This window comes from Maricaulis maris MCS10, assembly GCF_000014745.1.
In the GTDB taxonomy this organism is placed as follows: domain Bacteria; phylum Pseudomonadota; class Alphaproteobacteria; order Caulobacterales; family Maricaulaceae; genus Maricaulis; species Maricaulis maris_A.
In genome coordinates this window covers 163,326-184,689 of record NC_008347.1, presented here as the reverse complement: position 1 = coordinate 184,689, position 21,364 = coordinate 163,326, and the positions used below count along the sequence as shown (strand labels likewise).

The following is a 21,364-nucleotide window of genomic DNA, read 5'->3' as shown; positions in this document are numbered from 1 at the left end:
TATCTCCAGTCATCGTCCTACGAGGTCGTCTTGCCCGCGATTGCGGCACGCTGCCTCATTGGCGTGGTGGCTGTTTGGGAACGGGATGTGTCGTTGCGCGAAATCGATCATGTGTCGTTTGCGCATTCGTTTGTGAGGGAGATAGCTGCGCGACCTGACCGTCGGCGCGATTTATCGAGACGGAAGAAAAAGTGTGGTGCACCGTGCAACGTGCGTTGTCGCAGGCCTCGCAAATTCCAATGTCGCCCAGCCCACCGGCGGTGTGCAGCGAACCGGTCTTCTCGCAACACGTTGCACTGGAAATAGTGTGGCAATCGCGGGCATTTTGCGCGTCGATTGGCAACATAGCGCCAGAAGCTCCCACAAGAGAAAGCGCTAAAAGCAGCACCACGAGCGCGATTATGTTGGGGAATTTCAGATACATTTTGTCCCTAGGCGAAGTGCCTCTGGCGAGGCTTTTCGAGGTAATTACGCAGCTCGCCCCAGTATCCCTCACAGCATGCCGAATGGTGGTGTCAGACAAAAACGGATCGGTCTCAAAAGACCGGGTTTGAGCCTAACTCAGGCCGCGAGTTGACGCCATTCGGCCAGGGCGGCGGATCGGTTCTCCTTGAATTCTTCGCGGCGGTAGAAATGGCGTTCGAGATTGAAGTGATTGTGGATGGACGATTGGAAAGCGGCAAATTTCTGAAGACTTCGCATCGACCTGAACCGCGACATGACTTTCTCTCGCCGCCGTAGCGGTTGATGCGAGTTTTCGGCCCGATTGTTGAGCCATCTCCCCGTCTCCTGGCAGTCCTTATTTCCGATTTCGCGCATCGCGGCTTTGTAGGAAGGGAGCTTGTCGGTGACGATCGCCTCGGGACGGCCATACCGCTTCATCGCTTTGCGCAAAAACTTCAACGCTGCCTTGCGATCACGGCGTTTCGTGACGTACGCCTCAAGCACCTCGCCCTCGTGATCGACCGCGCGCCAAAGATAGTGAAGCTCCCCGTTGATACGGACGAAAACCTCATCCAAATGCCAGGCCCAGTTCGAGTAGAAGCGGTTTTCGACCCGCCGTTTGCGGATCGATTTAGCGAAGAGTGGACCGAACCGGTTCCACCAAAAGCGTACCGTCTCATGCGTTATGTCGATGCCGCGCTCGTGGAGCAGATCCTCGACGTTGCGAAGAGAGAGCGGGAACCGGACATACATCATCACCGTAAGGCGGATGATCTCTGGCGAAGTTTTGAAATACTTGAACGGGTTACGCATCATACGAGGCTATGAAACCGACGCCCCACGCTCAAGCCCAAGTTCCTCTGACACTGCTGGATCAACCGCCTCCCACAACACGGAGGCTTCAATGCCAACCACATCTATCCCAGCAGACCAAGTCCTCGCCCCGGGGAAAACCCAGACGCGCAAGACTGGGTATCGTACCGGCACCAAGAAGGCGCGCCTTCTTGACCTCCTCGCACCGGCAAAGGGCGTGACCGTCGATCACCTCGCCGCAACGCTTGGATGGCTTCCGCATACGACACGGGCTGCCCTGACCGGTTTGAAGAAAGACGGCGTCGTCATCGAGAAGTTGCCACCCCTCAAAGACACCAACCATAGCCGCTACCGGCTCGCGCGAGAGGGCTAGAAGATGACAGCTCAAGCGATCGAAGCACTCAAAGACATGTCGCACGCCGAACTCTGCCCTCTCTGGATCGACACCTACAAAACGCAGCCCCCCAAGCGCCTGAGCGCCACCCTCATGCGACGCATCCTTGCTCACCAAATACAGGCAGATGCGAAGCGGCGATTTCCCAAACGAGATCAGAAGAGGCTCATGAAGCTCGCGCGAGGAGGCGCCCGGCCGAGTGCTCCCGGCCTCGTCGCCGGCGGGCGGCTCATCCGCGAATGGAATGGGGTCGCGCATGAGGTAGAGGTTCTCGAGAAAGGCTTCTCCTGGCGCGGTAAGACCTACCGTTCTCTTTCCGCGATCGCGCAAGCCATTACCGGCACGCGATGGTCTGGACCGCGCTTCTTCGGCATCTCGACACGGGAGGCGTCAGCATGAGTGAGACCACGCTTCGCTGCGCTATCTACACCCGCAAATCCTCAGAAGAGGGATTGGATCAGGACTTCAACTCGCTCGATGCCCAGCGCGAAGCCTGCGAGGCTTACATCGCCTCTCAGCGCCATGAGGGCTGGAAACAACTCGCCGAGCATTATGACGATGGCGGCATATCCGGCGGTACGCTTGAGCGCCCTGCACTGCAGCGTTTGCTTGCAGACATCGATGCAGGCCGGATTGACCTGGTCGTCGTTTACAAAGTCGACCGGCTGACACGGTCACTTCCAGATTTTGCCAAGCTTATCGAACGCCTCGATGCCGCAGGTGCCTCCTTCGTCTCCGTCACCCAATCATTCAACACCTCGACCTCTATGGGCCGCCTTACCCTGAATGTCTTGCTCTCCTTCGCTCAGTTTGAACGGGAAGTGACTGCGGAACGCATCCAAGACAAGCTTGCGCAATCCAAAGCGAAGGGCCTCTGGATGGGCGGCTATATCCCACTGGGTTACACACCCAACGGACGCACGCTGGATATCGTTCCCGATGAGGCGCAAACCGTACGGAGAATCTTCAATCTGTACGATGAACTGGGATGCCTCCGGCTGGTCGAACAGGCTGCCGTACGGGAAGGCCTTCGCACGAAAACCCGAGAGGCGAACGACCCGAAAATGCGAGGCGGCAAGTCCTTCTCACGCGGGCGCATTCAAAACCTGCTCCGCAATCCGCTCTACATCGGGAAGATCCGGCACAAGGACATCATCCACGAAGGCCAGCATAGCGGGATCGTTGATGACGAGGTTTTCAAAAGGGTTCAGGAAAAACTCGACGCCGCATCACGTCGGGCGGACAAACGAAGGGCAGGCAATCCTGGAAAGATAGTTAGCCTGCTGGCTGGCAAGGTCTTTGACGATCAAGGCCGACGCCTGACTCCCTCGCACACCTCGCGAGGTTCAAGACGTTTTAGATATTACGTGTCACGCGATCTGATCAGGAAATCGGGAAACACGAATGTGGACGGGCTACGCCTGCCGGCCAAGACGCTCGAAGACGCCGTTGCCGCATGCCTGAGCAAGTATCTCTCTGAATGCCAGGGCGAACTCTCTGCAGGACAGAACACGTCAGTCACTGAAATATCAAAACGGACGAACACGCTCGAAGCGCTGGCAAAATCCGATCAGGAAACACGGCTGGCTACCATCCAGAAGGTCGTGATTGAGCCCGGTAAACTCACGATTACCGCTGAGCTCGTTAGGTCCGATGGAGATGCTCGCGCTGATGAGGAACTTGTGACCTTTGTGGCTCCATTCACTCACAGAAGACGCGGCGTTGAAACCAAGCTCATTCTTTCCGACCAAGCGCCCACGCCGGATGCCAATCTTCAAAAGAACCTCGGCCGCGCCCTCGCCTGGCTCGAAGACATCCATGCTGGCGTCCGAATGGAAGAGATCGCAGAAAGAGAAAACCTCTCCTCCCGGTTCATCCGTGATCGCCTTCAGATGGCCTTCCTATCACCGAAGATCATGGACGCGATACTTAAAGGCACGCAGCCCGCTCACCTGACCAGCAACACTTTCGTGCGCGCCGATATTCCGCTCGACTGGTCAGACCAGGAGGCTCTCTTCGGGTTCACGAACTAGCGGGAAATCAAATTTCCTGATCGAGCATTTTCCTCCCTCTTCTCGCCTGAAAATTCCCTGCACAGAATTTCGAATTCCCTGTTCCGTTGAGCAGGGAATTTCTCATTTTGTCACGTAAATACAGAGACCTGGAGGCGCTCCGGATCAATCCGGAGAAGCGTATTGGTTCAAAATCCCTGTTTTTCCGCCACCATCAGGGAAATCTACAGTACTCGGACCACCGAACATGGCGGTTTGAGACTTTCGGGGTTTTCGGGGGTATTGGGGTGCGTTGGGCGCGTCTCAGTTCCAGACACGGCTTCGCAAGCCCCGGAAACTTGGGGAAGAAATTGCCAGTTCATGGAAAGAGACGAGACCTGCCGGTCTGAGTGGCGGTGAGGGTGGGATTTAGGGAACATCTGCAACAGCATATAAGTTATTGTTTTTATTGTCCAAAAAATCCTCATCGGAACAGTAAATAGGAACGTTTTATAGGAACATTTCCGCCGCATTTGCGAAGGCTCTGATTTCATTGAGAAACTGACAACCCTGCCTACGAGGATTGAGCTCCTGCGCCCTTGGTTTAAAACCAGCGCCATGCTCTTGAAGATTGCAACAACGCACCAGCCCGCTACGGACCTTGGCTTCCTGCTTCGGAAGAACCCGGCGAATGTTCACCGGGCAGACCTTCCGTTTGGCAAGTCGGTCTTTTTCTATCCTGAGACCTCCGCTGAACGTTGCGAGGCTGCCCTTCTCCTGGAAGTCGACCCGATCCAGCTTGTCCGCGGTCGCAAGACAGCCAAGGGCGACGGCATGCTGGCGCATTACGTCAATGATCGGCCTTATGCGGCCTCCTCATTCCTGAGTGTTGCGATCAGCCGCGTCCTGCGTGACGCGATGGCCGGACGTGCCAAAGAACGTGAAGACCTCGCAGCGACCGCCATTCCGCTAGAGCTGGAAATCACTCCCCTGCCTTGCAAGGGAAATGATGAAATCGTCCATCGCTTGTTCGAACCATTGGGTTACGAGATCGAGACCCATACGGCGCTCCTTGATGAGGCCTATCCGGACTGGGGGGAAAGCCCCTATCGCACCGTCCGCCTGAAGGCCACAAAGCGCCTCGCTGACGCGTTGACACATCTCTATGTCCTGATCCCGGTTCTGGATAATGCCAAGCACTACTGGGTCGGCAGTGATGAGGTCGAAAAACTGATCGACAAGGCGGGCGACTGGCTGCAATCCCACCCGGAACGCGACCTCATTGCCAATCGCTACCTGCGCAAACGCCAGTTCGCCCAGGACGCCCTGACACTGCTGGATGAAAAATTCGGGATTGCCGAGGACGAGACCGAAGAGCCGGAACAGGCGGCGGGCGAGGAAGCCCTGGAAAAGCCCATGCGCCTGAATGATCTGCGCTACGAAGCCGTAACGGCTGCGCTGCTCAAAACCGGTGCCCGTCGGGTGTGCGATCTAGGCAGTGGTGAAGGCAAGCTCCTGCGTCGGCTGATGCAGGAGAAATCCATCGAATACGTGCAGGGCGTCGAGGTCTCGACACCCGAGCTGGAGAAATCCGAGCGCAAGCTCAAGCTGGAACGCATGTCGCCGTCCCAGCGCGCCCGCATCGACATCGTGCGCGGCTCTCTCGTTTACGAGGACGAACGGCTCAACGGGTTTGATGCCATCACCTTGGTCGAAGTGATCGAGCACGTCGATGCCGAGCGCCTGGACGCTCTGGAGCGTGTTGTCTTTGCCAAGGCCCGTCCCGGCGCGGTGCTCGTCTCCACGCCCAATATCGAGTTCAACCAGACCTTTGAAAACCTGGAGGCCGGACGCCTGCGCCATGCGGATCACCGCTTCGAATGGACGCGCGCGGAGTTCGAAGCGTGGGCGCAAGGCGTCTGCGAGCGACAGGGTTATGAGGTCGCGTTCGAGGGCATTGGCGAGGCACACAACGAGTTCGGGTACCCGACGCAAATGGCCGTGTTCACCCGGGGAGCGACGGAATGAACAGCCCGGTCACCAGAAAGGTTGAGGAGCAGCTCGGCCTGATAATTGATGACGCGGCTCGCTCTTGGCTGAGCGAGCGGCTCATCGAGCCGCGTACAACCACGCTGCATTGGGAGTATGGGAAGGACGAAGCGTTCCCAGCCTGGATTGTCGGAGAAGTTGGGACGGCGGGCGGTCGCAAGATTGTCATCGCCTATTGCGAAGGCGGACACGGTGCCCTCGGCGCTCCTTGGGGCCTTATCTTCGCCGATGATGAGTATTTTGGAATGGATTGTTCCTGGTACGAGGACCTGGCCACGCTTGTTCGCGACGAGCGACCTTCGGAAGTAACCGGGGGAGCGGCATTGTGACCACCATCGCGTTCAACCCGTCCATTTCCCCGGCGATGCACGACACCATCCTCAACCAGCTCCGGCAGATCGAGACGCGGGAGAACGTACGCATCCTGTTCGCCATAGAGAGCGGCAGCCGGGCCTGGGGTTTTCCCTCGCCGGATAGCGATTATGACGCTCGCTTTGTCTACGCCCGTCCGCGCGACTGGTATCTCTCGCTTGAACCGGGCCGGGACGTAATCGAGTTGCCCATTGATGGCGACCTCGACATCAATGGCTGGGACATCAAGAAGGCACTGAACCTGCTCTTGAAGCCTAACCCAGTCCTGCTGGAATGGCTGTCGAGCCCGATCCGCTACATGTGGGATGAAACGACCTGCGCACGTCTGAAAGGCTTTGCCGAACGCGTCGCCCACGGCCCGGCTTGCGTGCACCACTATTTCAATCTTGGTGAAAGCCTGCTGAATAGGCACATCGCGCCGAAGGATCAGGTAAACCTGAAGAAGTATTTCTACATTGTCCGCCCGGCGATGGCGCTGCGCTGGGTGCGCATGCATGCGGACATCATCCCGCCGATGAACTTCCAGGAATTGCTGGCCGGTATCGATGTGTCCGCTGAACTGACGGATGCGTTGAACGAACTCCTGATCGCCAAAAGCCAATCAAAAGAGGTAGGTCTAGCGCCACGCGTTGGGGTGATCGACGCTTTTATCGAGGCCGAGTTCGACTGGGCACGCGAGGTGAGCAAGGGGCTGAAGTCTGAGCGCAGGAACCTGCGCGACGAGGCGGATGGCCTGTTTCGCGATATCGTGGAGGGCAGTGGATGATCACGCTCTCCCAGGACCTGTTTGACGAGCTGAACGCGCATCAGCATACCGGAAACAGGCAAGCACCCAAGTACGGCGTCAAAGGTGTATCAAACCATGAACTTGACGCCATTGAGCGTGATTTGGGGTTCGACCTTCCGCCGGACCTTCGTTTTCTGCTGACCCATGTTCAGGACCCCGGAGGTGTTTTCTTTCCGTGGGCCGAGTTCACATTGGCGAGTTACAAAGCGTCGATTGAGCGTGTTTACAGCGGTATCCACTTTGACATCGAACACAACAAGATTTGGCTCTCCCGTTGGGGGCAGCGCCCTTCCTCGTTGGCTGAAGCGAAAGCAATTGCCGATGCGGACATGAAAACCTGGCCCCGCCTCGTTCCAGTTTCGGGACATCGATATCTCCCCGTCGATCCATGCCTAGACAGAAACCCTGTCTTCTCGATCTGGCAAACCGACATCATCTACTATGGGGCAGATTTGGCAGACTACCTCGTGAGAGAGTTTGTATCCGGGCCAGGTGAGCGACCATTCCCGAACCTAAAACGCCGCATTCCTGTTTGGAGCGACTTCGTCGAGTCTACGGACGGATTTTTTGCATGAGAGGCCGCACCTCCATCTCCATTCCCGAGTTTTGCCTCATCCTCCTGATCGGTCCGTCCGGTTCGGGAAAGTCGACCTTCGCACGCAAGCATTTCAAGGAAACCGAGATTGTTTCCTCGGATACCTGCCGCGCTCTGCTGGCCGATGACGAGACGGATCAGTCCGTGACCAAGGACGCGTTCGAGTTGGTCGAGTTCATTGCGGAAAAGCGCCTCACCGCGCGCCGCCTGACGGTTATCGACGCCACCAATGTGAAGCCCGAGGATCGCGCGCGATTTGTAGCGCTGGCCCGGAAATACCACGCGCTGCCCGTTGCCCTGGCCTTCTTCATCGACGAGAAAATCTGCCGCGCGCGCAATCAGCAACGCGAGAACCGCAGCTTTGGCTCGCACGTCGTGCGCAATCATCTCAAGGCCATGAAACGTGGCTTCAAGGGTCTGCAGAAGCGCGAGGGCGTGCGCAATGTTCACGTCTTCGACACGCCGGAGGAGATGGACGCGCTGGCAGCCATCGAGCGCATGCCGCTCTGGCCGGACAAGCGGTCAGAGAGTGGCCCATTCGACATCATCGGCGACATCCATGGTTGCGCCGGTGAGCTGGAAAGCCTGCTGGAAGAGCTCGGCTACACCATCGCTCGCGACGGCGAACCGGGACTGCGCAGCTATGAGGTGACACCGCCAGAGGGCCGCCGCGCCATCTTCGTCGGCGACCTCGTCGACCGCGGCCCGCGTTCGCCCGATGTGCTGCGTCTCGTCAAAGGTATGGTCGAGGCGGGTACGGCTTTTTGCGTCATCGGCAATCACGAAAACAAGCTGGTCCGCAAGCTGAATGGTCGCAATGTCCAGCTGACCCACGGCCTGGCCGAGACAGTGGAACAATTCGAGGCTCAGCCGGAGGGTTTTGCCGAAGAGATGCGCGTCTGGCTGGATGGTCTGATCAGCCACTATGTCTTCGACGAGGGCAAATTGGTCGTCGCGCATGCGGGCTTGAGCGAAGACATGCACAACCGTGCCAGCGGCAAGGTGCGCAGCTTTGCCATGTATGGCGATACGACCGGTGAAATCGACGAATTCGGCTTGCCCGTTCGTGCGGACTGGGCCGCGAATTATCGCGGACGCGCCAAGGTCGTCTACGGTCACACGCCGACGCCCGAGGCTGAATGGGTCAACGGAACCATCTGTATCGACACGGGCTGTGTCTTCGGCGGCAAGCTGACGGCTTTGCGCTGGCCGGAACAAGAGATTGTCGACGTCCCGGCCGAGCAGGTCTGGTGTGAACCCGTCAAGCCACTGGTTAAGGTCGCTACGGCCGCTGACCCGACCGCCATCCGGCTGGACGATGTCCTCGGAAAACGCTCTATCGAGACCGGCACGAACGGTCTGGTGACAATCTCCGAAGCGCATTCCGCAGGTGCATTAGAGACGATGAGCCGTTTCGCCGTAGACCCTCGCTGGCTGATCTATCTGCCGCCCACAATGTCGCCGGTCGAGACCTGTCAGAAAGAGGGTTGGCTTGAGCGGCCGGAGGAAGCCTTCGATTTCTATCGATCGCGAGGCGTCGACGCCGTCGTTTGCGAAGAAAAGCATATGGGCTCTCGCGCCGTGGCCGTCATCTGCCGTGACGAGGACGCAGCCGAGACACACTTCAAGTCGTCCAGCCGGACCGGCGTGATCTATACCCGGACGGGGCGGCCGTTCTTCTCCGCCGAGCAAGAACGCCAGGTCACCGCGCGGATGCGCGATGCCATCACAAAGGCGGGTTGGTGGGACAAGTTCGACGCGAGCTGGTTCTGTCTCGACATGGAAATTTTGCCTTGGTCGACCAAGGCTCAAAGCCTGATCGAGCATCAATACGCCCGCGTGGGCAGCGCCGGTCTCTTGGGCCTCATAGCTGCGCAGTCCGTGCTGGAGAAGGCTCTGGAACGCGGCGTTGATCTGTCCGGGGAGGCGAAGGCTAACGCAGAACGCCTCGAGGCGATCAAAGGGTTCGGAGACGCCTACCGGCAATATGTCTGGCCGGTAGAGGGCCTGGACGATCTCAAGATCGCACCTTTCCATATTCTCGCCAGTGATGGCCATGTCCACACCGACAAACCGCACAGCTGGCACATGGAAACTCTGGCGGAGCTGGCAAACCAGAACGATCCGCTTCTGATGAGCACCCGCTGGCGCTCGGTCGACCTGTCCGACGCTTCCGCTTGTGAGGCAGCGGCGCAATGGTGGGACGATATGACGGCGAAGGGCGGCGAAGGCATGGTCGTCAAACCGTCGACCTTCATCGCTCGCGGCAAGAAGGGGCTCATCCAGCCCGCCGTCAAAGTGCGGGGTAAGGAATACCTCCGCATCATTTACGGCCCCGACTATGACGCCCCAGCGCATCTCGAACGATTGCGGGAGCGCGGGCTCGGCCGGAAGAGATCACTCGCCTTGCGTGAATTCAGCTTGGGCCTGGAGGCACTCGACCGCTTCACCCAGCACGCACCGCTAGCGCGGGTGCACGAGTGCGTCTTTGGTGTTCTGGCCCTGGAGACAGAGCCGGTTGATCCGCGGCTTTAGACGCGATCGGAACACTTATTATGGCTCCACAGAGCTGCGACAGCTAACCCTCGGGAACATCTACAAAATCCGCACCCCCGAACTTGCGGGTGGGATTTGATGACCATGGTTTTACCCCGTGTAAGACATTGAAATTGTTACACAGGGAGCAGCGGGGTCAATTGGAATAGGAATTGTTATAGGAACGATATCGGAACAAGTCCGGCCGCGCACGTTATGTATTCGAAATTAGACCAATCCGGCCCAGAGACCGTTCAGGCTTGATCACTTTCCACTATCACCGGACCGAAGACCAAATCGAAAGCTCCGTTCGCTGGATCGAGGTCGGCCAAGTGAGACGCCACATCTGCGGGAGCTAGCAACCCGATTTGAACCTGCTCATGCGCTCCAATGACTTCGAAACCTGCTCCGACCACTACTCCCCCTGCGTCGGTCAAGAAGAAGCGGTCGTGGAAATCCTCGCCACCCTGGCGTTCGGACCACTCATAAATCTCCAACTTGTAGCCAGCGGGAAGAATGCCTTTGCACCACCCGCTAGCGTGCGAAACAACGAAGCTTTCAGGAGGACGTGTATCGTGGGTTCGCCAGTGCAGCTCCAAGGTCACATTTTCAAGACCGTTCGCTGCGAGCAATCCCAACAATTCACGAATGGTTGAGCGGTGGTCCTGTCCTTTCAGGTTTCGCAAATCGAGATAAGGGTCCACCAGGACGAACCTGTTTCCTGCCATGGCTATCGGGGCCAATTTCTCAGCAATAGCCGCAGCGGTCCTCGGAACTCGACAGGTCGGCGCACACGCGAACAGCTCGTGCCCTTCATCGACGTTCTCGCTCGCTACCCAGGCCGCCACCCCTGGGTCGGCCTCTTCAGCAATAATTGCTTGAAATGGACGAGCCGTGTGCTCTGCGACCACATTATCTGACCATCCAATATTGGGGTCATAGTTCCGATAGCTGAAAAATAGTTTGTCGGACTTGGCTCGACCCAACAGAATTTCGATGCGCTTCTTCTCGACTTCTGGGCGACCAGCAACGGCTTGATACGCTAATCGAAGCCATCGCCGCTCTGGAAACTTGGAGATGTACCTCCCGCGATCCAGTCCGAAGAGCGCGAAGAGGTGCTGGAGCTCAGCAACCTCTCGCCGGGTAATTTCGGGGTCCACCGCATATTCATAGAGCATCAGAAAAGCTCCTCCGCCCGTTCTTCAAAGAAGCCTTTGGGCCAGCGATCTATGAATTCCCCATCGCTATCGATCCGCAGACGCTTGAAACGTACCGCCTCATCTGTCGCCTCTACGTAGATGACGGACAGTTCCTCAGGCCGCAGTGAGTGACCACATGGAGGAATGTCGCCCTCCGAGGCCTCTCGAATGCGCCGCAGGAGGCGCAACATCAGATGCTCGCTGTGCGTTTCGACGAGTAGAGTTGTGCTGCCCGTATCGAGATCAGCATTGGCTGCAGCAGAAATGAAGAGGTCACCCAACCCAACCTGCACGGCCGGATGAATGTGAAGCTCAGGCTGTTCGATAGCCAGGATGCTTTCATAGTCATCGAGGCACGCGACAACGACCGGCACGAGTTGAGACACCCCCACCCCAACGTCCGCAGGCGCGACCACAACACCCGCCTTCAGATCGCGAAGCGACAATTCGGTACGAACCGCGAGATCCTGGTAGAGCTCCTGAAGAAGACCCAGATCATCTTCGGTCAACCCGCGCTCAAACAACGCGGATATAGCCCCTGGAACCGGCACTTCCCGATAGTGCAAACGCTCGACCTGACAGCCAATGTTCAACCGATCACTGTCTGCCAACCAAGCATTTGTTTCGCGCAGCAACCGTTCCGAGCCTGGTTGTGCCAAGCGATCCCAAGCGGCCAATCCCGAAGCCCACCGGCCTTCATCGGGTGAGGCTTTTGGCGAGAACGAACGTGAAGGGATGTCCCGAAGCGGCCCCACATACCTCGTCGCCTTAAGATGTGCCCTTAAAATCCGCAACGGCCCTCGAACTAGCTCATCGAGCGTTTCTTCGAGCGCGTCTCGGCGGCGGGCCTCTCCGATTAGCTCGCGCTTCACTTCTTCCTGGGCGGACTTGGTCAAACGTTGCACCGCAGCGCCGCTTGAGTGCTTATCCTGTACCTCGCTCTCATCCACCTCCGTAAGCGCGATGTCCAAATCTCGATCCAAATCCGGAAGCGCACCAAAGGGGGTCCAGGCTGCGACGCGGAATTCACTGCCCGCGAGTGGCGATGTTTCCATCGAGAGGTCGGCTGAAAGCTCCCAGACCTCGCTTCCCAGTGGGGATGAGAATGGGTCCTCAGGTGCCTCACTTGGATCCGAGGCGAGCCCATCAAGCTCCTCTTCGTCGAGTTCATCATCCAGGTCGATGAACTGCTGGAACAGAGGGTGTTTGAAGTTAAAACCGGTGAGAATAGCGCGACCTCGATCCGGCTTGCTTTCAATCGATAGGGTGCGCTCACCGTCCATCTCAAAGCTGATGCGGTCAACGTAGGGAGCGTCGTGCGCGTCACTCCAACTGACACTGAACTCGACGGCGACGGTCTCAACAACGCCGCGATCCTTAAGGTCCGAATTTTCGCCGATCAGGTATCGAATAGGCAGGGCGGCGAAGCGATCATCAATGAGAAACTCGCCGGTGTTTAGTTCCAGGTACTCGTTGACCTCACCTTCGTTGAGCGAGCCCACCAGCTTGATCTGTATCGCCCGGTCCAGCTCATGCCGGTGCACGAGCGAAGTGAACCCTCCTAGGTCAATGAGCCCGCCCGCGATGGTTTCATCCGGGTCCGGGTTCTGGCGCTCCAATATCTCCCGGACGTAATGAAGCGCCTGCAGGACGGTACTCTTGCCGGCGCTGTTCGGCCCGAACAGGAGCGTGATGGGCGCGAGGTCGATCACCTGGCGTTTGCCGATGCCCTTGAAGTTTTCGATCTCTATTCGTGTCAGTCGCATCTAAACCCCTCACGCGCTCTCATAGCTGCGTTCGACCAGCGGTTTGGCTTTTTCCAGATCATCCGCGGAGCGCAACGTCACCTCCAGATCGCCGGTCCCGTAATGACCGATCTTGCGGACATCGCGGGTGAACCCGTCCTCTAGCTGGACGCTGTCCGGATCGATTTTCAGATAAACCAGGATCACGCCGGACCGGTTGCGCAGCTCGACACAGGCGAAATTCTTGATGCGCTTGAAGGCCAGATAGTATTTCAGCGTCTTCAGCTGGACGTCGTCACCGAGATTGAACAGGTGCTCTTTCAGCGCCTCGAAACGGTCCGTGAGTGCCTGGTCAGCGTCTCCCAGGTATTCGGTGACCGTCTTGTATTGGGCGCCACCGCCCGACGAGGAGAGAGCGCCTGTAGCCGCTCCATTGCCCGTCGCCGACACCGCATTGACCTGCTCCAGCATCAACAAGTCCTCGCCAAAGCGGACATAGCGGATCAGCTCGATATTGTGGTTCATCTGCTTGATGGCGTGTTCGTCATACCGGCTGAAATCACCGGCGATGCAGATAAGCCGCGGCGCTGTCCACTCGACGCTTTGCGCCGCCTCCTGCCCGAACGCCTTGAGCACCAGCATCTCGAAGTCACCGCGATGAGTGACCAGCCAATCGAGGTAGAAGAGGCCCTGATTGATGACGTTGGCGTTGGTGGCGTGCTTGTACTCAATGATCACGGGGCAGCCGTTTTCATCGATCCCGAGTGTGTCCATCCGCCCGCCATGCTCGCGCCCGGTCGAGAATTCCGACGCCAGGAAGCGCACGCCCAGAAAGGTCTCCAGATTACGCTCGATCAGGTCCTGAAGGGATTTTTCCAGCGCGGCGGATGAGCCTTCGATCTCACAGACCGACGGCCCGTCCAGGCGGAAGAGTTTCAGATCGCTCATCGGTCAGGTCACTCCATCGTCCAGGTCGGTGAGTTTGGGGAAATGCCCCGCGAAGGCGTCCCGCACATCTGCCCACAAGGCGGCGTTGACCGGTTTCTTCGAGTGCACGATATTCAGGACCTGGTAGCCCGACGTGTGAAGCGCATCACGGAGCTGCTTTTCCAGACCCGCGAGCGTGTCGCGGATCGGCTTGTGATGCTTCATGCGTTCATTGCGATCCGCACCGGCCTCGGCGCTGACCTCAGGGAAGATCGGACCGAAAGAAACGAGGTCGAACGCCTCGCAGGCCTCCGGCTCTACTTCGTTTTCCAGGAGGAGACGGCGCAGACTATTGCTGGCCTTCGCGAAGCCCAGATGCTGGCCCATGCGCGTATAGGGAGCAGTAGCGTGCGGGCTAGAGCTGTCGCCGGTCCGGCCGACATACAGCATCTCGCCCCCAGGCGTGCGCACCCGCCAGACATAGAGCCAGAAGCCGCGCTGAAGCATCGGCCCTGGCAGGGTGAGAGTATGAACCGCCGGGCTCACAATTCGCCCCGGAATGCGCGCTGGGAGAGGGAGGCGAAAAGGTGCGCTGAGCTATCCCACGCCGACCGCAGCTTCTCCCGCAATTTCGCGGACCGCTCATAGATGTTGTCGAAACGCTCCAGATCGACAGGTGTCGGGACAACAATCCTTAATGGCCCCACGTCTTTCTTGTTCAATTGGGGCACGGTACTCCCGCTTGATATCGTCACCAAGTCCAGGAGTTCAAACCAGTTTCGAAGGTAGCGAAACGAAATTGAGGAGCCAGATTTGGGTGCGACCCCCATTAGGTTAGGGTCTAGAACAGCGGGGCGGCTAAGAACGCGCTTCTTATTGGTTGATATAGCCCCTCCCCTCTTGGGAAAAACAATTGATCCAGCGGGTGCAACCATACTGGCGCGCAATTTTTCGTTTGGTGGCACCCAAAGCTTTGATGAAACAATTTGAGTTTCATTCCCCTCTGAATTGAGGTCTGAAACCTTCAAAAGTAGACACCCACGGTCTTGTCCTCTGAATTCCTCGCCTCTTGGCAGAGAGTTTCCGGCAAACAAATCGCACTCTGTGTCGATCGTGCTGATACTACCGTGCGGCTCCGGCGCAAGCGGATCACCAAACATCTCTAAGAAGGTCGATTTCAGGAAGTCGTCGGCGAGGGCGAGGGCCTCTTCGCGCTTGCGGCGGATCGCATCCGCCTTGTCCAGGATCGCCGCGATCCGGCGTTGTTCATCCAAATCAATGCGCGGAATAGCGAGCTGTTCGAGCTTAGACTTGTCCACGTGAGGGATGGTCGCGCCTCGCGCTTGAGCCTGATCGTTAAGCTGTCGAAATTTTCCTTGGAGCAGGCGACCAACAAATGCAGCATCCCATTGGCCGTGATCTGAAAAGCGAATGCGGGCAACAGTGCTCCCAATTGCGCCGCTGAGCCCATAACCAACCGTACCCGCATTTGCTCCGTCCCAAACAATACAAAGGTCGTCTGGGCCGACGTCTACCGCGCTAGGATCTTTTGCGTATTTCGTGGGCGCTACCCCTCTTACCTCGTCAATCTGGATATACGGGAGCGCGCCGGCAGCTGCGGCAGAAAGAACTTCCTGCGCCTTCCGGCCTTTACGGAGTTTGACAATATCGCCGAGCGCAATTGTGGGGCTCATCCCAGCATCTCCTCCAGAGCTGCCAGGTCTTGATCGATCTCCGCATTCAGCGCCTTCATCCGGCCGAGAATATCCTTTGGCGGATCGTATTCTTCCTCCTCATAGACCCGCTCCTTGTAGCGGCTGAGGGATAGGTCGTAATTCGCCTCCCGGATCTCAGTGGCCGGGACAAAGAAGGCCTTGCAGGTCCGGTCCGTGTCCTTGGCCGGGTCCCGCGCCTTCCAGCGCGCCAAGCAATCCGGCAAATCGTCTTCATCGGGTCGCGGATCGCGCTTGTCGTCCAGCGAGAAACCGTCCCCTTCGACATCGTAGAAAAACACGTCCCGCGTTTCCCCGCCCTTCGAGAAGACCAGGATGCCGGTCGACACGCCCGCATAGGGTTTGAACACGCCGCTGGGGAGCGAGATGACGGCTTCCAGCTGGTTCTGGTCGATCAGCTTCTTACGGAGCGCTGTGTGGGCCGTGGACGAGCCGAACAACACACCATCCGGCACAATCGTCGCCGACCGGCCGCCGGGCTTCAGCATGCGCAGGATCAGGACCAGGAAGAGCAGCTCGGTCTTCTTAGTCTTGACCGCGCTCAACAGGTTGGGATGGACATCCTCATAATCCAGGCTGCCCTTAAAGGGCGGATTGGCGAGGATGACATCGAAGCCTTCCGTGGCCGAGGCCTGGAAATTGTCGGTGAAGCTGCCGCTCAGCGTGTCCTGATAGTGGATGTCCGGATTATCGACGCCATGCAGCATGAGGTTCATCGCCGCGATGCGTAGCATGGAGGCGTCGAAGTCGAAGCCGTGGAACATGTCGCCCTTGATGTGGTCCCAATGCCCCTCCAGCTGATCGCCGGGATAGAGGGTTTCCGTCTTGCCGGTTTCCGGGTCCGTCTCCTTGATCACGGCTTCCGGCGAGGTATAGGCCCGTAGCAGGTATTCCATGACGTTCACGAGGAACCCGCCGGTGCCGCAGGACGGGTCTGAAATGCGGTCCGTGGGTTTCGGTTCCAGCATGTCCACCATCAGCTTGATGATGTGCCGGGGCGTGCGGAACTGGCCGTTGATGCCCGCTGTCGTGAGCTTGCTGAGCAGATATTCGTAGAGATCGCCCTTGGTATCACCCTCGGTCAGCGGCAAATCATTGACGATGCTGACCGCCTTCACCAACAGAGAGGGCTTCTGGATCATCAGCTGCGCGTCCTTCATGAACTCGGCGAAGCTGGACCCTGTCGGGCTCGACTTGCGCAGATGCGGGAATACGCCATCACGGACGCGCACGAGCATCTCGTCGCCGCCCAAATGGCGGAACTCATTCCAGCGCAGATTTTGCTCATCCGGGCCGAAGCGCCGCTTGAACTCATAGCCGGTGCGGTTCTGGTGCTTCTCGTCCCGCGTCTCGTTGACGTCCAGGAGACGGATGAACATCAGGAAGGTGATCTGTTCGATCACTGTCAGCGGGTTGGTGATCCCGCCTTGCCAGAATTCAGTCCAGAGCGCGTCGACGCGGCGTCGTAATTCACTCGTCAGCATTAGTTGGGCGTCCTTTTATCTTCCGCGCTCTCACGGCTCGTTGAGGGCGGCGCGAATTGAGAAATGATGGTCATGAGTTCGTTCATCAGATCGGGCTCGTCGAAGACCCCGTCCGGTCCATCCGCATCGACCACCGTGAAAGGCTGGTCATACAGCCGGTCGACCGTGATGACGCCGAACTTGATCAGATGGTTCTGCAACAGGTTGAGGAAGCGGGTCTGCTTGGCCGTCAGTGTAGGGTGCGCGTTCACGAAGTCCGCAAAGCGGTCCCGCACCGTCGTGGCCTCCAGGCCCGTCATTTCCCGCAGTTTGAACAACAAATTCTCCGCCGTTGGCGAGAAGAATTCGTTGAGCTGGGCTTCACTGAGATCCGGGTTCTGGGTCAGGACGAGAGAGACGATAGCTTGCAGGTCGGCATCTGTGACCGGCTCGCCATTGCGGATTTTCTGCAGGATGGGGTTGGTCTCGATATGCTTCTTCAGCTCGGCATCCACCGCCTGCTTGAACGCCTTCATCTCATTGGCGGTGTAGGAGGTGGCCCGGCGGCCGTATTGAAACTCCGACGCCTCCTCTTCCACATCGATGACCTTCGCCGGTACTTTCGGCCCGGCCTTGCGGTCATGGTGGTGGATGATCTCGCGAAGCGGGATGCGAACCCGCTCCAGGTCCAACGGCTTGAGGTCGGACCAGAACGCAGCCGACTTCACCTCTTTGATGATTTCCGCCCGCTCGCGGACGGGGTTCAGGTGCATTTGCAGCGTGTCGAGCCGTCCCATCATGTCCGCTCTTAGGTCCTCGACCTCCGCAGACCCTTGAAGGGCCGCCGTCTGGAGCCGGGCGATCAACAGATCAAACGCATGGGCTTCGGTTTTGCCCCGCACATCCCGCCACTGCATCAGAGGCGCGATGGTCTGGCGAAGCGCCGCCACCGTTGTCGGGGCGAAGGATTTGACCGTTTCAAGGTCGGCGAATTGCCGCTTCTCCCGCCACTTCTCACGAACGGCGATGGAGTTTTCCGGCAGGGCCGAAACGTCGGCTGCAATTAATTGCACGACTGTCTCGAAGACCGGGATTTCACTCTTGCGGAGGGCCGTCTCCGCCAGGTCGATCCGCTGCTCGAAGAGCTGTTGCAGAAGCGATTTGGACGGGCGTGGCTCTGCGGGTTTGTAGCCGGTCTCGAAACGCTCGAAATTGCCCCAGTGATCGAAGATGCGGAAAACGGTCTTGTGCTGGCCGGGACCGAACAAATCCTCACACAGACGCGTCCCGCGCCCCACCATTTGCCAGAACTTCACCGGCGAGCGGACCGGCTTTGCAAAGACCAGGTTGAGAATTTCCGGAACGTCGATGCCCGTGTCCAGCATGTCCACGGAGATCGCGATAGTGAGGTCCTTGTTCGCGCCGTCGCCTTTGAAGTCGTCGATCAGCTGCTCTGCGCGCGGATCATAGTTGTCGATGACCTGGCAGAAGCGGCCACCATATTGCGGATAGAGCTCATCGAACACCTCGCGCAGCAAGAGGGCGTGGGCATGGCTGCGCGCAAAGATGATCGTCTTGCCGATGGTCTGTCCGCTGGCGTCCCGCAGGCCGTTTTCCATCAGATTGCGCAGGACGGCGCGGTTCGTGTCCTTGTTGAAGATCGCCTTGTCGACGACTTCTGAGGAATAGTCGTATTGATCCGGGTCTTCGCCCTGATCCTCGAGCTGCTGGCGCTGGGCCTTGGTCAGACCCTCTAGGCGGATACCTTCCCGCAGGAATTTGGTCGTGTGCTCATAGACTTCGAACGGGGTAAGGTAGCCCTCTTCGATAGCCTGTTCGAGCTCATAGTTCGCGGTCGGGTTCTGCCCCTCGCACTTGAAGAGATCGAAGGTCGACCGCGTGACGAAATCGACAGGGGTCGCGGTCAGGCCAACCTGGGGACAATCAAAGTAGTAAAACAGGTCGCCATAGACATTGTAGATGCTGCGATGGCTCTCGTCCGCGATGATCAGGTCGAAAAATCCGACGTCAAACGCCTGATAGACCTTCAGCATCGCCGGGTAGGTCGCGACGAATATCCGTTCGTTCGCATTCCCGCGAATGGCCGAGTTGACGACGCGGATCGGCTCGCCCTTGAGGAAATTTCCGAATGCGTTTTTAGCCTGTTTGCGGAGCTCCCTCCGGTCACACAGAAAGAGCACCCGCTTGGCCCATTTGGCGCGGATCAGCAGCTCTGACAGCGCGATGGCGACCCGCGTCTTACCGGTCCCCGTCGCCTGAACGATCAGGGCCTTGCGGTGCTTATCTTCGAACCGCTCACTGACGCGCTTGATGGTCTCAACCTGGTAGAGGCGGCCGGCGATGTCCTTGTTTGGCGGCAGCGCCGTCAGCGGCTGCTTATTCGCCCGCTGGAACCGCACCAGATATTGGAGGCTATCCGGCGAGTAGTAGCCGTAGACCTTGCGCGGCGGGAAACCGCCCGCATCGTCCCACAGCCAAATGTCATAGCCATTCGTGTAAAAGATCGCCGGACGGATACCGTACTGCTTCTCCAGCGCATTGGCATAGAGCTCCGCCTGTTTGCGACCCAGTTCGGCGTTCTTTGAGGTTCGCTTCGCCTCCACGACTGCGAGCGGCATACCGTCGCCATCACGCAGGACGTAGTCGACATAGCCTTTGCCGGTCTCGGTCGGCTGGTCGGCGACTTCCAACTCCTTGGCAACCTGTTCCGTCGATTTGAGACCGTTGGCGACATCCCACCCAGCCGAGGCGAGCATCATGTCGATGATCCGAGCTCGAGTTGTCGCCTCGTCGAATTCAAGCTCCGATGCCGCCTTGTCGCCTTCCTCACGGGCAGCGGAAAGCTCCTCCGTCTTCGCCTCAGCCGCCTTGGCTTTCTCGCGCTCCGCCTCGAGCTCTTTCAGCAGCACCTGCATCTGTGCTTCTTGGGCCGCCAGGCGCTCCATTGCCCGCTTTTTCTCGCGTTGAAGCTCGGTGGCACTTGCTCCCTGGACAGGGTTATCCAGCTCTTTGAAAAGCGGAAGATCGTCTGCTTTCTGGCGCTTAAACGCCACAAGCAGCCACCGCGCCAATCCGTGCGCTTCCTTCAGCAGAAAGAGAGCCGTCTTAATGGTCGCCTGCTCACCATGGGCCGCCTTGTTTCCGTGGACACGGATCGCATGAAGCTTATCGATCACAACACGCGGGATTGCTGACTGAAACGCGCTGCCACCAAGCATGTCGACAAAGGACATACGATCTTCACGAGGCAGGCGCAGATCGCGGTAGATATCCTTAGTGAGATTTTCCGCGAACAGCCGAAGCTTAACCAGGGCGCTCGCCGCGTCTGTATGCGCGTATGTCTCAGCAAACGCGCCCAGCTGAGCGAGCTCTGGCCAGTCTTTACGCAGGATTTCGAAATTGACGGACTTCATGCCAGCGCCTCCGCCAAGGCGGCGTCAAAAGCCTCACGATTACGAATGACAACAGGCGCTTCCTGGGGGCCATCGACCTGGTCAACGGCATCTAGTCTCATGCGACGAAAGAAATGGTAGAGCATGGCGCGACGCACCTGAACGCGGGAAAGCCCGCCCTCCATGCAGAAATCGGTCGCCACCGCGCTTTGCTGGCTGTCGCTGAGCCGCGGGTTGGGCTCAAGCTCGACTTCAAAGGACCGCGCCCAACTAAGATCCGCATCCGACGAGGCTTCGGCCGGTGATGCCCCACGGGCACCAGAACACCGGGAAAGCAGGAAGTCCTTAAACTTCCGATCCTGGTGGCAGAATGCACGAACATGCCAACGCAAACCATCCGATCCGAAAGCATGCGGCGACACCCACCGCCACTCCGGGTCGGGTTTATGGGATGACATCGACTGATATCTGATCTCAACCGACTTCTCGGCCCGAACAGCGGCGACGATTTCACGTAGAGTGTGAGGATCAACCTTCCGACGCGGCACTGGGCAAGCTTCAGCCTGCACGGCACCAACAGTCGCACCCTTCTCGCCAACTAATCCGCGCAGAAAGGCATCCGGGTCCAGACTTATAAAGCGCGGACTAAACTGATCCGTCGTCGTGTACCGCTTTTCACTCGCGTCATACCGAACGTTACTCGGACAGACCTCCTGGTACCGACTGAGATCTTTAGACGCCTGCGGGACCGAAACACCAAATTCACCGGCAATGTCGCCGCGATTTACGCCGCCATACCAGAAGAGACGAAACTCGATAAATTCGAGCCGTTGCTCCACACTCCAACTGATGTCTTCGACCGGCACCATCGCCAACCCCTGATGTGTATAGTTTGTTTATGGGT

Annotated in this window: 18 protein-coding genes; 8 read left to right on the top strand and 10 right to left on the bottom strand. The window is 58.3% G+C overall.

Annotated elements, in window-relative coordinates; translation table 11 throughout:
- Positions 1-55: 55 nt before the first annotated feature.
- Positions 56-424 carry a hypothetical protein gene (locus tag MMAR10_RS16815; RefSeq protein WP_150099671.1) on the bottom strand — a complete coding sequence of 123 codons (369 nt, stop codon included), beginning with the start codon at positions 422-424 and terminating at the stop codon, positions 56-58.
- Positions 425-561: 137 nt separating this feature from the next.
- The gene (locus tag MMAR10_RS00920) at positions 562-1,257 is read right to left on the bottom strand and encodes an IS6 family transposase (RefSeq protein WP_150099816.1); all 696 of its coding nucleotides are present in this window, start codon (positions 1,255-1,257) and stop codon (positions 562-564) included.
- Between the two features lie 91 nt (positions 1,258-1,348).
- Here MMAR10_RS00920 and MMAR10_RS16575 point away from each other — a divergent pair, with 91 nt between their 5' ends.
- The 8 genes from MMAR10_RS16575 to MMAR10_RS00885 all read left to right on the top strand — a co-directional run bounded on the left by MMAR10_RS16575 (position 1,349) and on the right by MMAR10_RS00885 (position 9,980).
- Positions 1,349-1,630 (top strand): DUF3489 domain-containing protein, encoded by a 282-nt coding sequence (locus MMAR10_RS16575; RefSeq protein WP_011642117.1) that lies wholly within the window; start codon positions 1,349-1,351, stop codon positions 1,628-1,630.
- A 3-nt stretch (positions 1,631-1,633) separates the two neighbouring features.
- Positions 1,634-2,050, top strand: coding sequence for a DUF2924 domain-containing protein (locus MMAR10_RS16570; protein ID WP_011642116.1), 417 nt, complete (start codon positions 1,634-1,636; stop codon positions 2,048-2,050).
- A complete protein-coding gene (locus MMAR10_RS00910; RefSeq protein WP_011642115.1) occupies positions 2,047-3,684 on the top strand; it encodes a recombinase family protein in 1,638 nt (545 codons plus the stop codon). Before MMAR10_RS16570 ends, MMAR10_RS00910 begins: the two co-directional genes overlap by 4 nt.
- Before the next feature lie 576 nt (positions 3,685-4,260).
- Positions 4,261-5,670, top strand: coding sequence for a 3' terminal RNA ribose 2'-O-methyltransferase Hen1 (locus tag MMAR10_RS00905; RefSeq protein ID WP_011642114.1), 1,410 nt, complete (start codon positions 4,261-4,263; stop codon positions 5,668-5,670).
- The gene (locus tag MMAR10_RS00900; protein ID WP_011642113.1) at positions 5,667-6,020 is read left to right on the top strand and encodes a hypothetical protein; all 354 of its coding nucleotides are present in this window, start codon (positions 5,667-5,669) and stop codon (positions 6,018-6,020) included. Before MMAR10_RS00905 ends, MMAR10_RS00900 begins: the two co-directional genes overlap by 4 nt.
- Positions 6,017-6,829, top strand: a complete 813-nt coding sequence (locus tag MMAR10_RS00895) for a nucleotidyltransferase domain-containing protein (protein ID WP_011642112.1) — start codon at positions 6,017-6,019, stop codon at positions 6,827-6,829. The genes MMAR10_RS00900 and MMAR10_RS00895 overlap by 4 nt, the downstream gene beginning before the upstream one ends.
- Positions 6,826-7,425: an SMI1/KNR4 family protein gene (locus MMAR10_RS00890; RefSeq protein WP_011642111.1), complete on the top strand. Its 600-nt coding sequence runs from the start codon at positions 6,826-6,828 to the stop codon at positions 7,423-7,425. The genes MMAR10_RS00895 and MMAR10_RS00890 overlap by 4 nt, the downstream gene beginning before the upstream one ends.
- Positions 7,422-9,980 carry a polynucleotide kinase-phosphatase gene (locus MMAR10_RS00885; RefSeq protein WP_011642110.1) on the top strand — a complete coding sequence of 853 codons (2,559 nt, stop codon included), beginning with the start codon at positions 7,422-7,424 and terminating at the stop codon, positions 9,978-9,980. The genes MMAR10_RS00890 and MMAR10_RS00885 overlap by 4 nt, the downstream gene beginning before the upstream one ends.
- A gap of 254 nt (positions 9,981-10,234) precedes the next feature.
- On the opposite strand, the gene MMAR10_RS00880 is transcribed toward MMAR10_RS00885, so the two are convergent.
- The 8 genes from MMAR10_RS00880 to MMAR10_RS00845 are packed head-to-tail and all read right to left on the bottom strand — an operon-like array spanning position 10,235 to position 21,329.
- Positions 10,235-11,158 carry a hypothetical protein gene (locus MMAR10_RS00880; protein ID WP_041636667.1) on the bottom strand — a complete coding sequence of 308 codons (924 nt, stop codon included), beginning with the start codon at positions 11,156-11,158 and terminating at the stop codon, positions 10,235-10,237.
- A complete protein-coding gene (locus tag MMAR10_RS00875) occupies positions 11,158-12,945 on the bottom strand; it encodes an AAA family ATPase (protein WP_011642108.1) in 1,788 nt (595 codons plus the stop codon). The genes MMAR10_RS00880 and MMAR10_RS00875 overlap by 1 nt, the downstream gene beginning before the upstream one ends.
- A gap of 9 nt (positions 12,946-12,954) precedes the next feature.
- Complete coding sequence (locus tag MMAR10_RS00870; RefSeq protein ID WP_011642107.1) at positions 12,955-13,872, bottom strand: DUF5655 domain-containing protein; 918 nt, start codon at positions 13,870-13,872, stop codon at positions 12,955-12,957.
- Between the two features lie 3 nt (positions 13,873-13,875).
- Positions 13,876-14,358, bottom strand: a complete 483-nt coding sequence (locus MMAR10_RS00865) for a hypothetical protein (protein WP_049755632.1) — start codon at positions 14,356-14,358, stop codon at positions 13,876-13,878.
- Between the two features lie 35 nt (positions 14,359-14,393).
- Positions 14,394-15,545: a restriction endonuclease subunit S gene (locus MMAR10_RS00860; protein ID WP_011642105.1), complete on the bottom strand. Its 1,152-nt coding sequence runs from the start codon at positions 15,543-15,545 to the stop codon at positions 14,394-14,396.
- Positions 15,542-17,068: a type I restriction-modification system subunit M gene (locus MMAR10_RS00855; RefSeq protein ID WP_011642104.1), complete on the bottom strand. Its 1,527-nt coding sequence runs from the start codon at positions 17,066-17,068 to the stop codon at positions 15,542-15,544. Before MMAR10_RS00855 ends, MMAR10_RS00860 begins: the two co-directional genes overlap by 4 nt.
- Positions 17,068-20,481, bottom strand: coding sequence for a DEAD/DEAH box helicase family protein (locus MMAR10_RS00850; protein ID WP_011642103.1), 3,414 nt, complete (start codon positions 20,479-20,481; stop codon positions 17,068-17,070). Before MMAR10_RS00850 ends, MMAR10_RS00855 begins: the two co-directional genes overlap by 1 nt.
- Positions 20,478-21,329 (bottom strand): WYL domain-containing protein, encoded by an 852-nt coding sequence (locus MMAR10_RS00845; RefSeq protein WP_011642102.1) that lies wholly within the window; start codon positions 21,327-21,329, stop codon positions 20,478-20,480. The genes MMAR10_RS00850 and MMAR10_RS00845 overlap by 4 nt, the downstream gene beginning before the upstream one ends.
- Positions 21,330-21,364 lie beyond the last annotated feature (35 nt).

Bases quoted from the DNA above. Each gene is read 5' to 3' on its own strand.
- MMAR10_RS00865 (WP_049755632.1), bottom strand. From the start codon at position 14,358: ATGCTTCAGCGCGGCTTCTGGCTCTATGTCTGGCGGGTGCGCACGCCT.
- MMAR10_RS16575 (WP_011642117.1), top strand. From the start codon at position 1,349: ATGCCAACCACATCTATCCCAGCAGACCAAGTCCTCGCCCCGGGGAAA.
- MMAR10_RS00850 (WP_011642103.1), bottom strand. From the start codon at position 20,481: ATGAAGTCCGTCAATTTCGAAATCCTGCGTAAAGACTGGCCAGAGCTC.
- MMAR10_RS00900 (WP_011642113.1), top strand. From the start codon at position 5,667: ATGAACAGCCCGGTCACCAGAAAGGTTGAGGAGCAGCTCGGCCTGATA.
- MMAR10_RS00890 (WP_011642111.1), top strand. From the start codon at position 6,826: ATGATCACGCTCTCCCAGGACCTGTTTGACGAGCTGAACGCGCATCAG.
- MMAR10_RS00875 (WP_011642108.1), bottom strand. From the start codon at position 12,945: ATGCGACTGACACGAATAGAGATCGAAAACTTCAAGGGCATCGGCAAA.
- MMAR10_RS16815 (WP_150099671.1), bottom strand. From the start codon at position 424: ATGTATCTGAAATTCCCCAACATAATCGCGCTCGTGGTGCTGCTTTTA.
- MMAR10_RS00885 (WP_011642110.1), top strand. From the start codon at position 7,422: ATGAGAGGCCGCACCTCCATCTCCATTCCCGAGTTTTGCCTCATCCTC.
- MMAR10_RS00855 (WP_011642104.1), bottom strand. From the start codon at position 17,068: ATGCTGACGAGTGAATTACGACGCCGCGTCGACGCGCTCTGGACTGAA.
- MMAR10_RS00845 (WP_011642102.1), bottom strand. From the start codon at position 21,329: ATGGTGCCGGTCGAAGACATCAGTTGGAGTGTGGAGCAACGGCTCGAA.
- MMAR10_RS00860 (WP_011642105.1), bottom strand. From the start codon at position 15,545: ATGAGCCCCACAATTGCGCTCGGCGATATTGTCAAACTCCGTAAAGGC.
- MMAR10_RS00910 (WP_011642115.1), top strand. From the start codon at position 2,047: ATGAGTGAGACCACGCTTCGCTGCGCTATCTACACCCGCAAATCCTCA.
- MMAR10_RS00920 (WP_150099816.1), bottom strand. From the start codon at position 1,257: ATGCGTAACCCGTTCAAGTATTTCAAAACTTCGCCAGAGATCATCCGC.
- MMAR10_RS00905 (WP_011642114.1), top strand. From the start codon at position 4,261: ATGCTCTTGAAGATTGCAACAACGCACCAGCCCGCTACGGACCTTGGC.
- MMAR10_RS00870 (WP_011642107.1), bottom strand. From the start codon at position 13,872: ATGAGCGATCTGAAACTCTTCCGCCTGGACGGGCCGTCGGTCTGTGAG.
- MMAR10_RS16570 (WP_011642116.1), top strand. From the start codon at position 1,634: ATGACAGCTCAAGCGATCGAAGCACTCAAAGACATGTCGCACGCCGAA.
- MMAR10_RS00880 (WP_041636667.1), bottom strand. From the start codon at position 11,158: ATGCTCTATGAATATGCGGTGGACCCCGAAATTACCCGGCGAGAGGTT.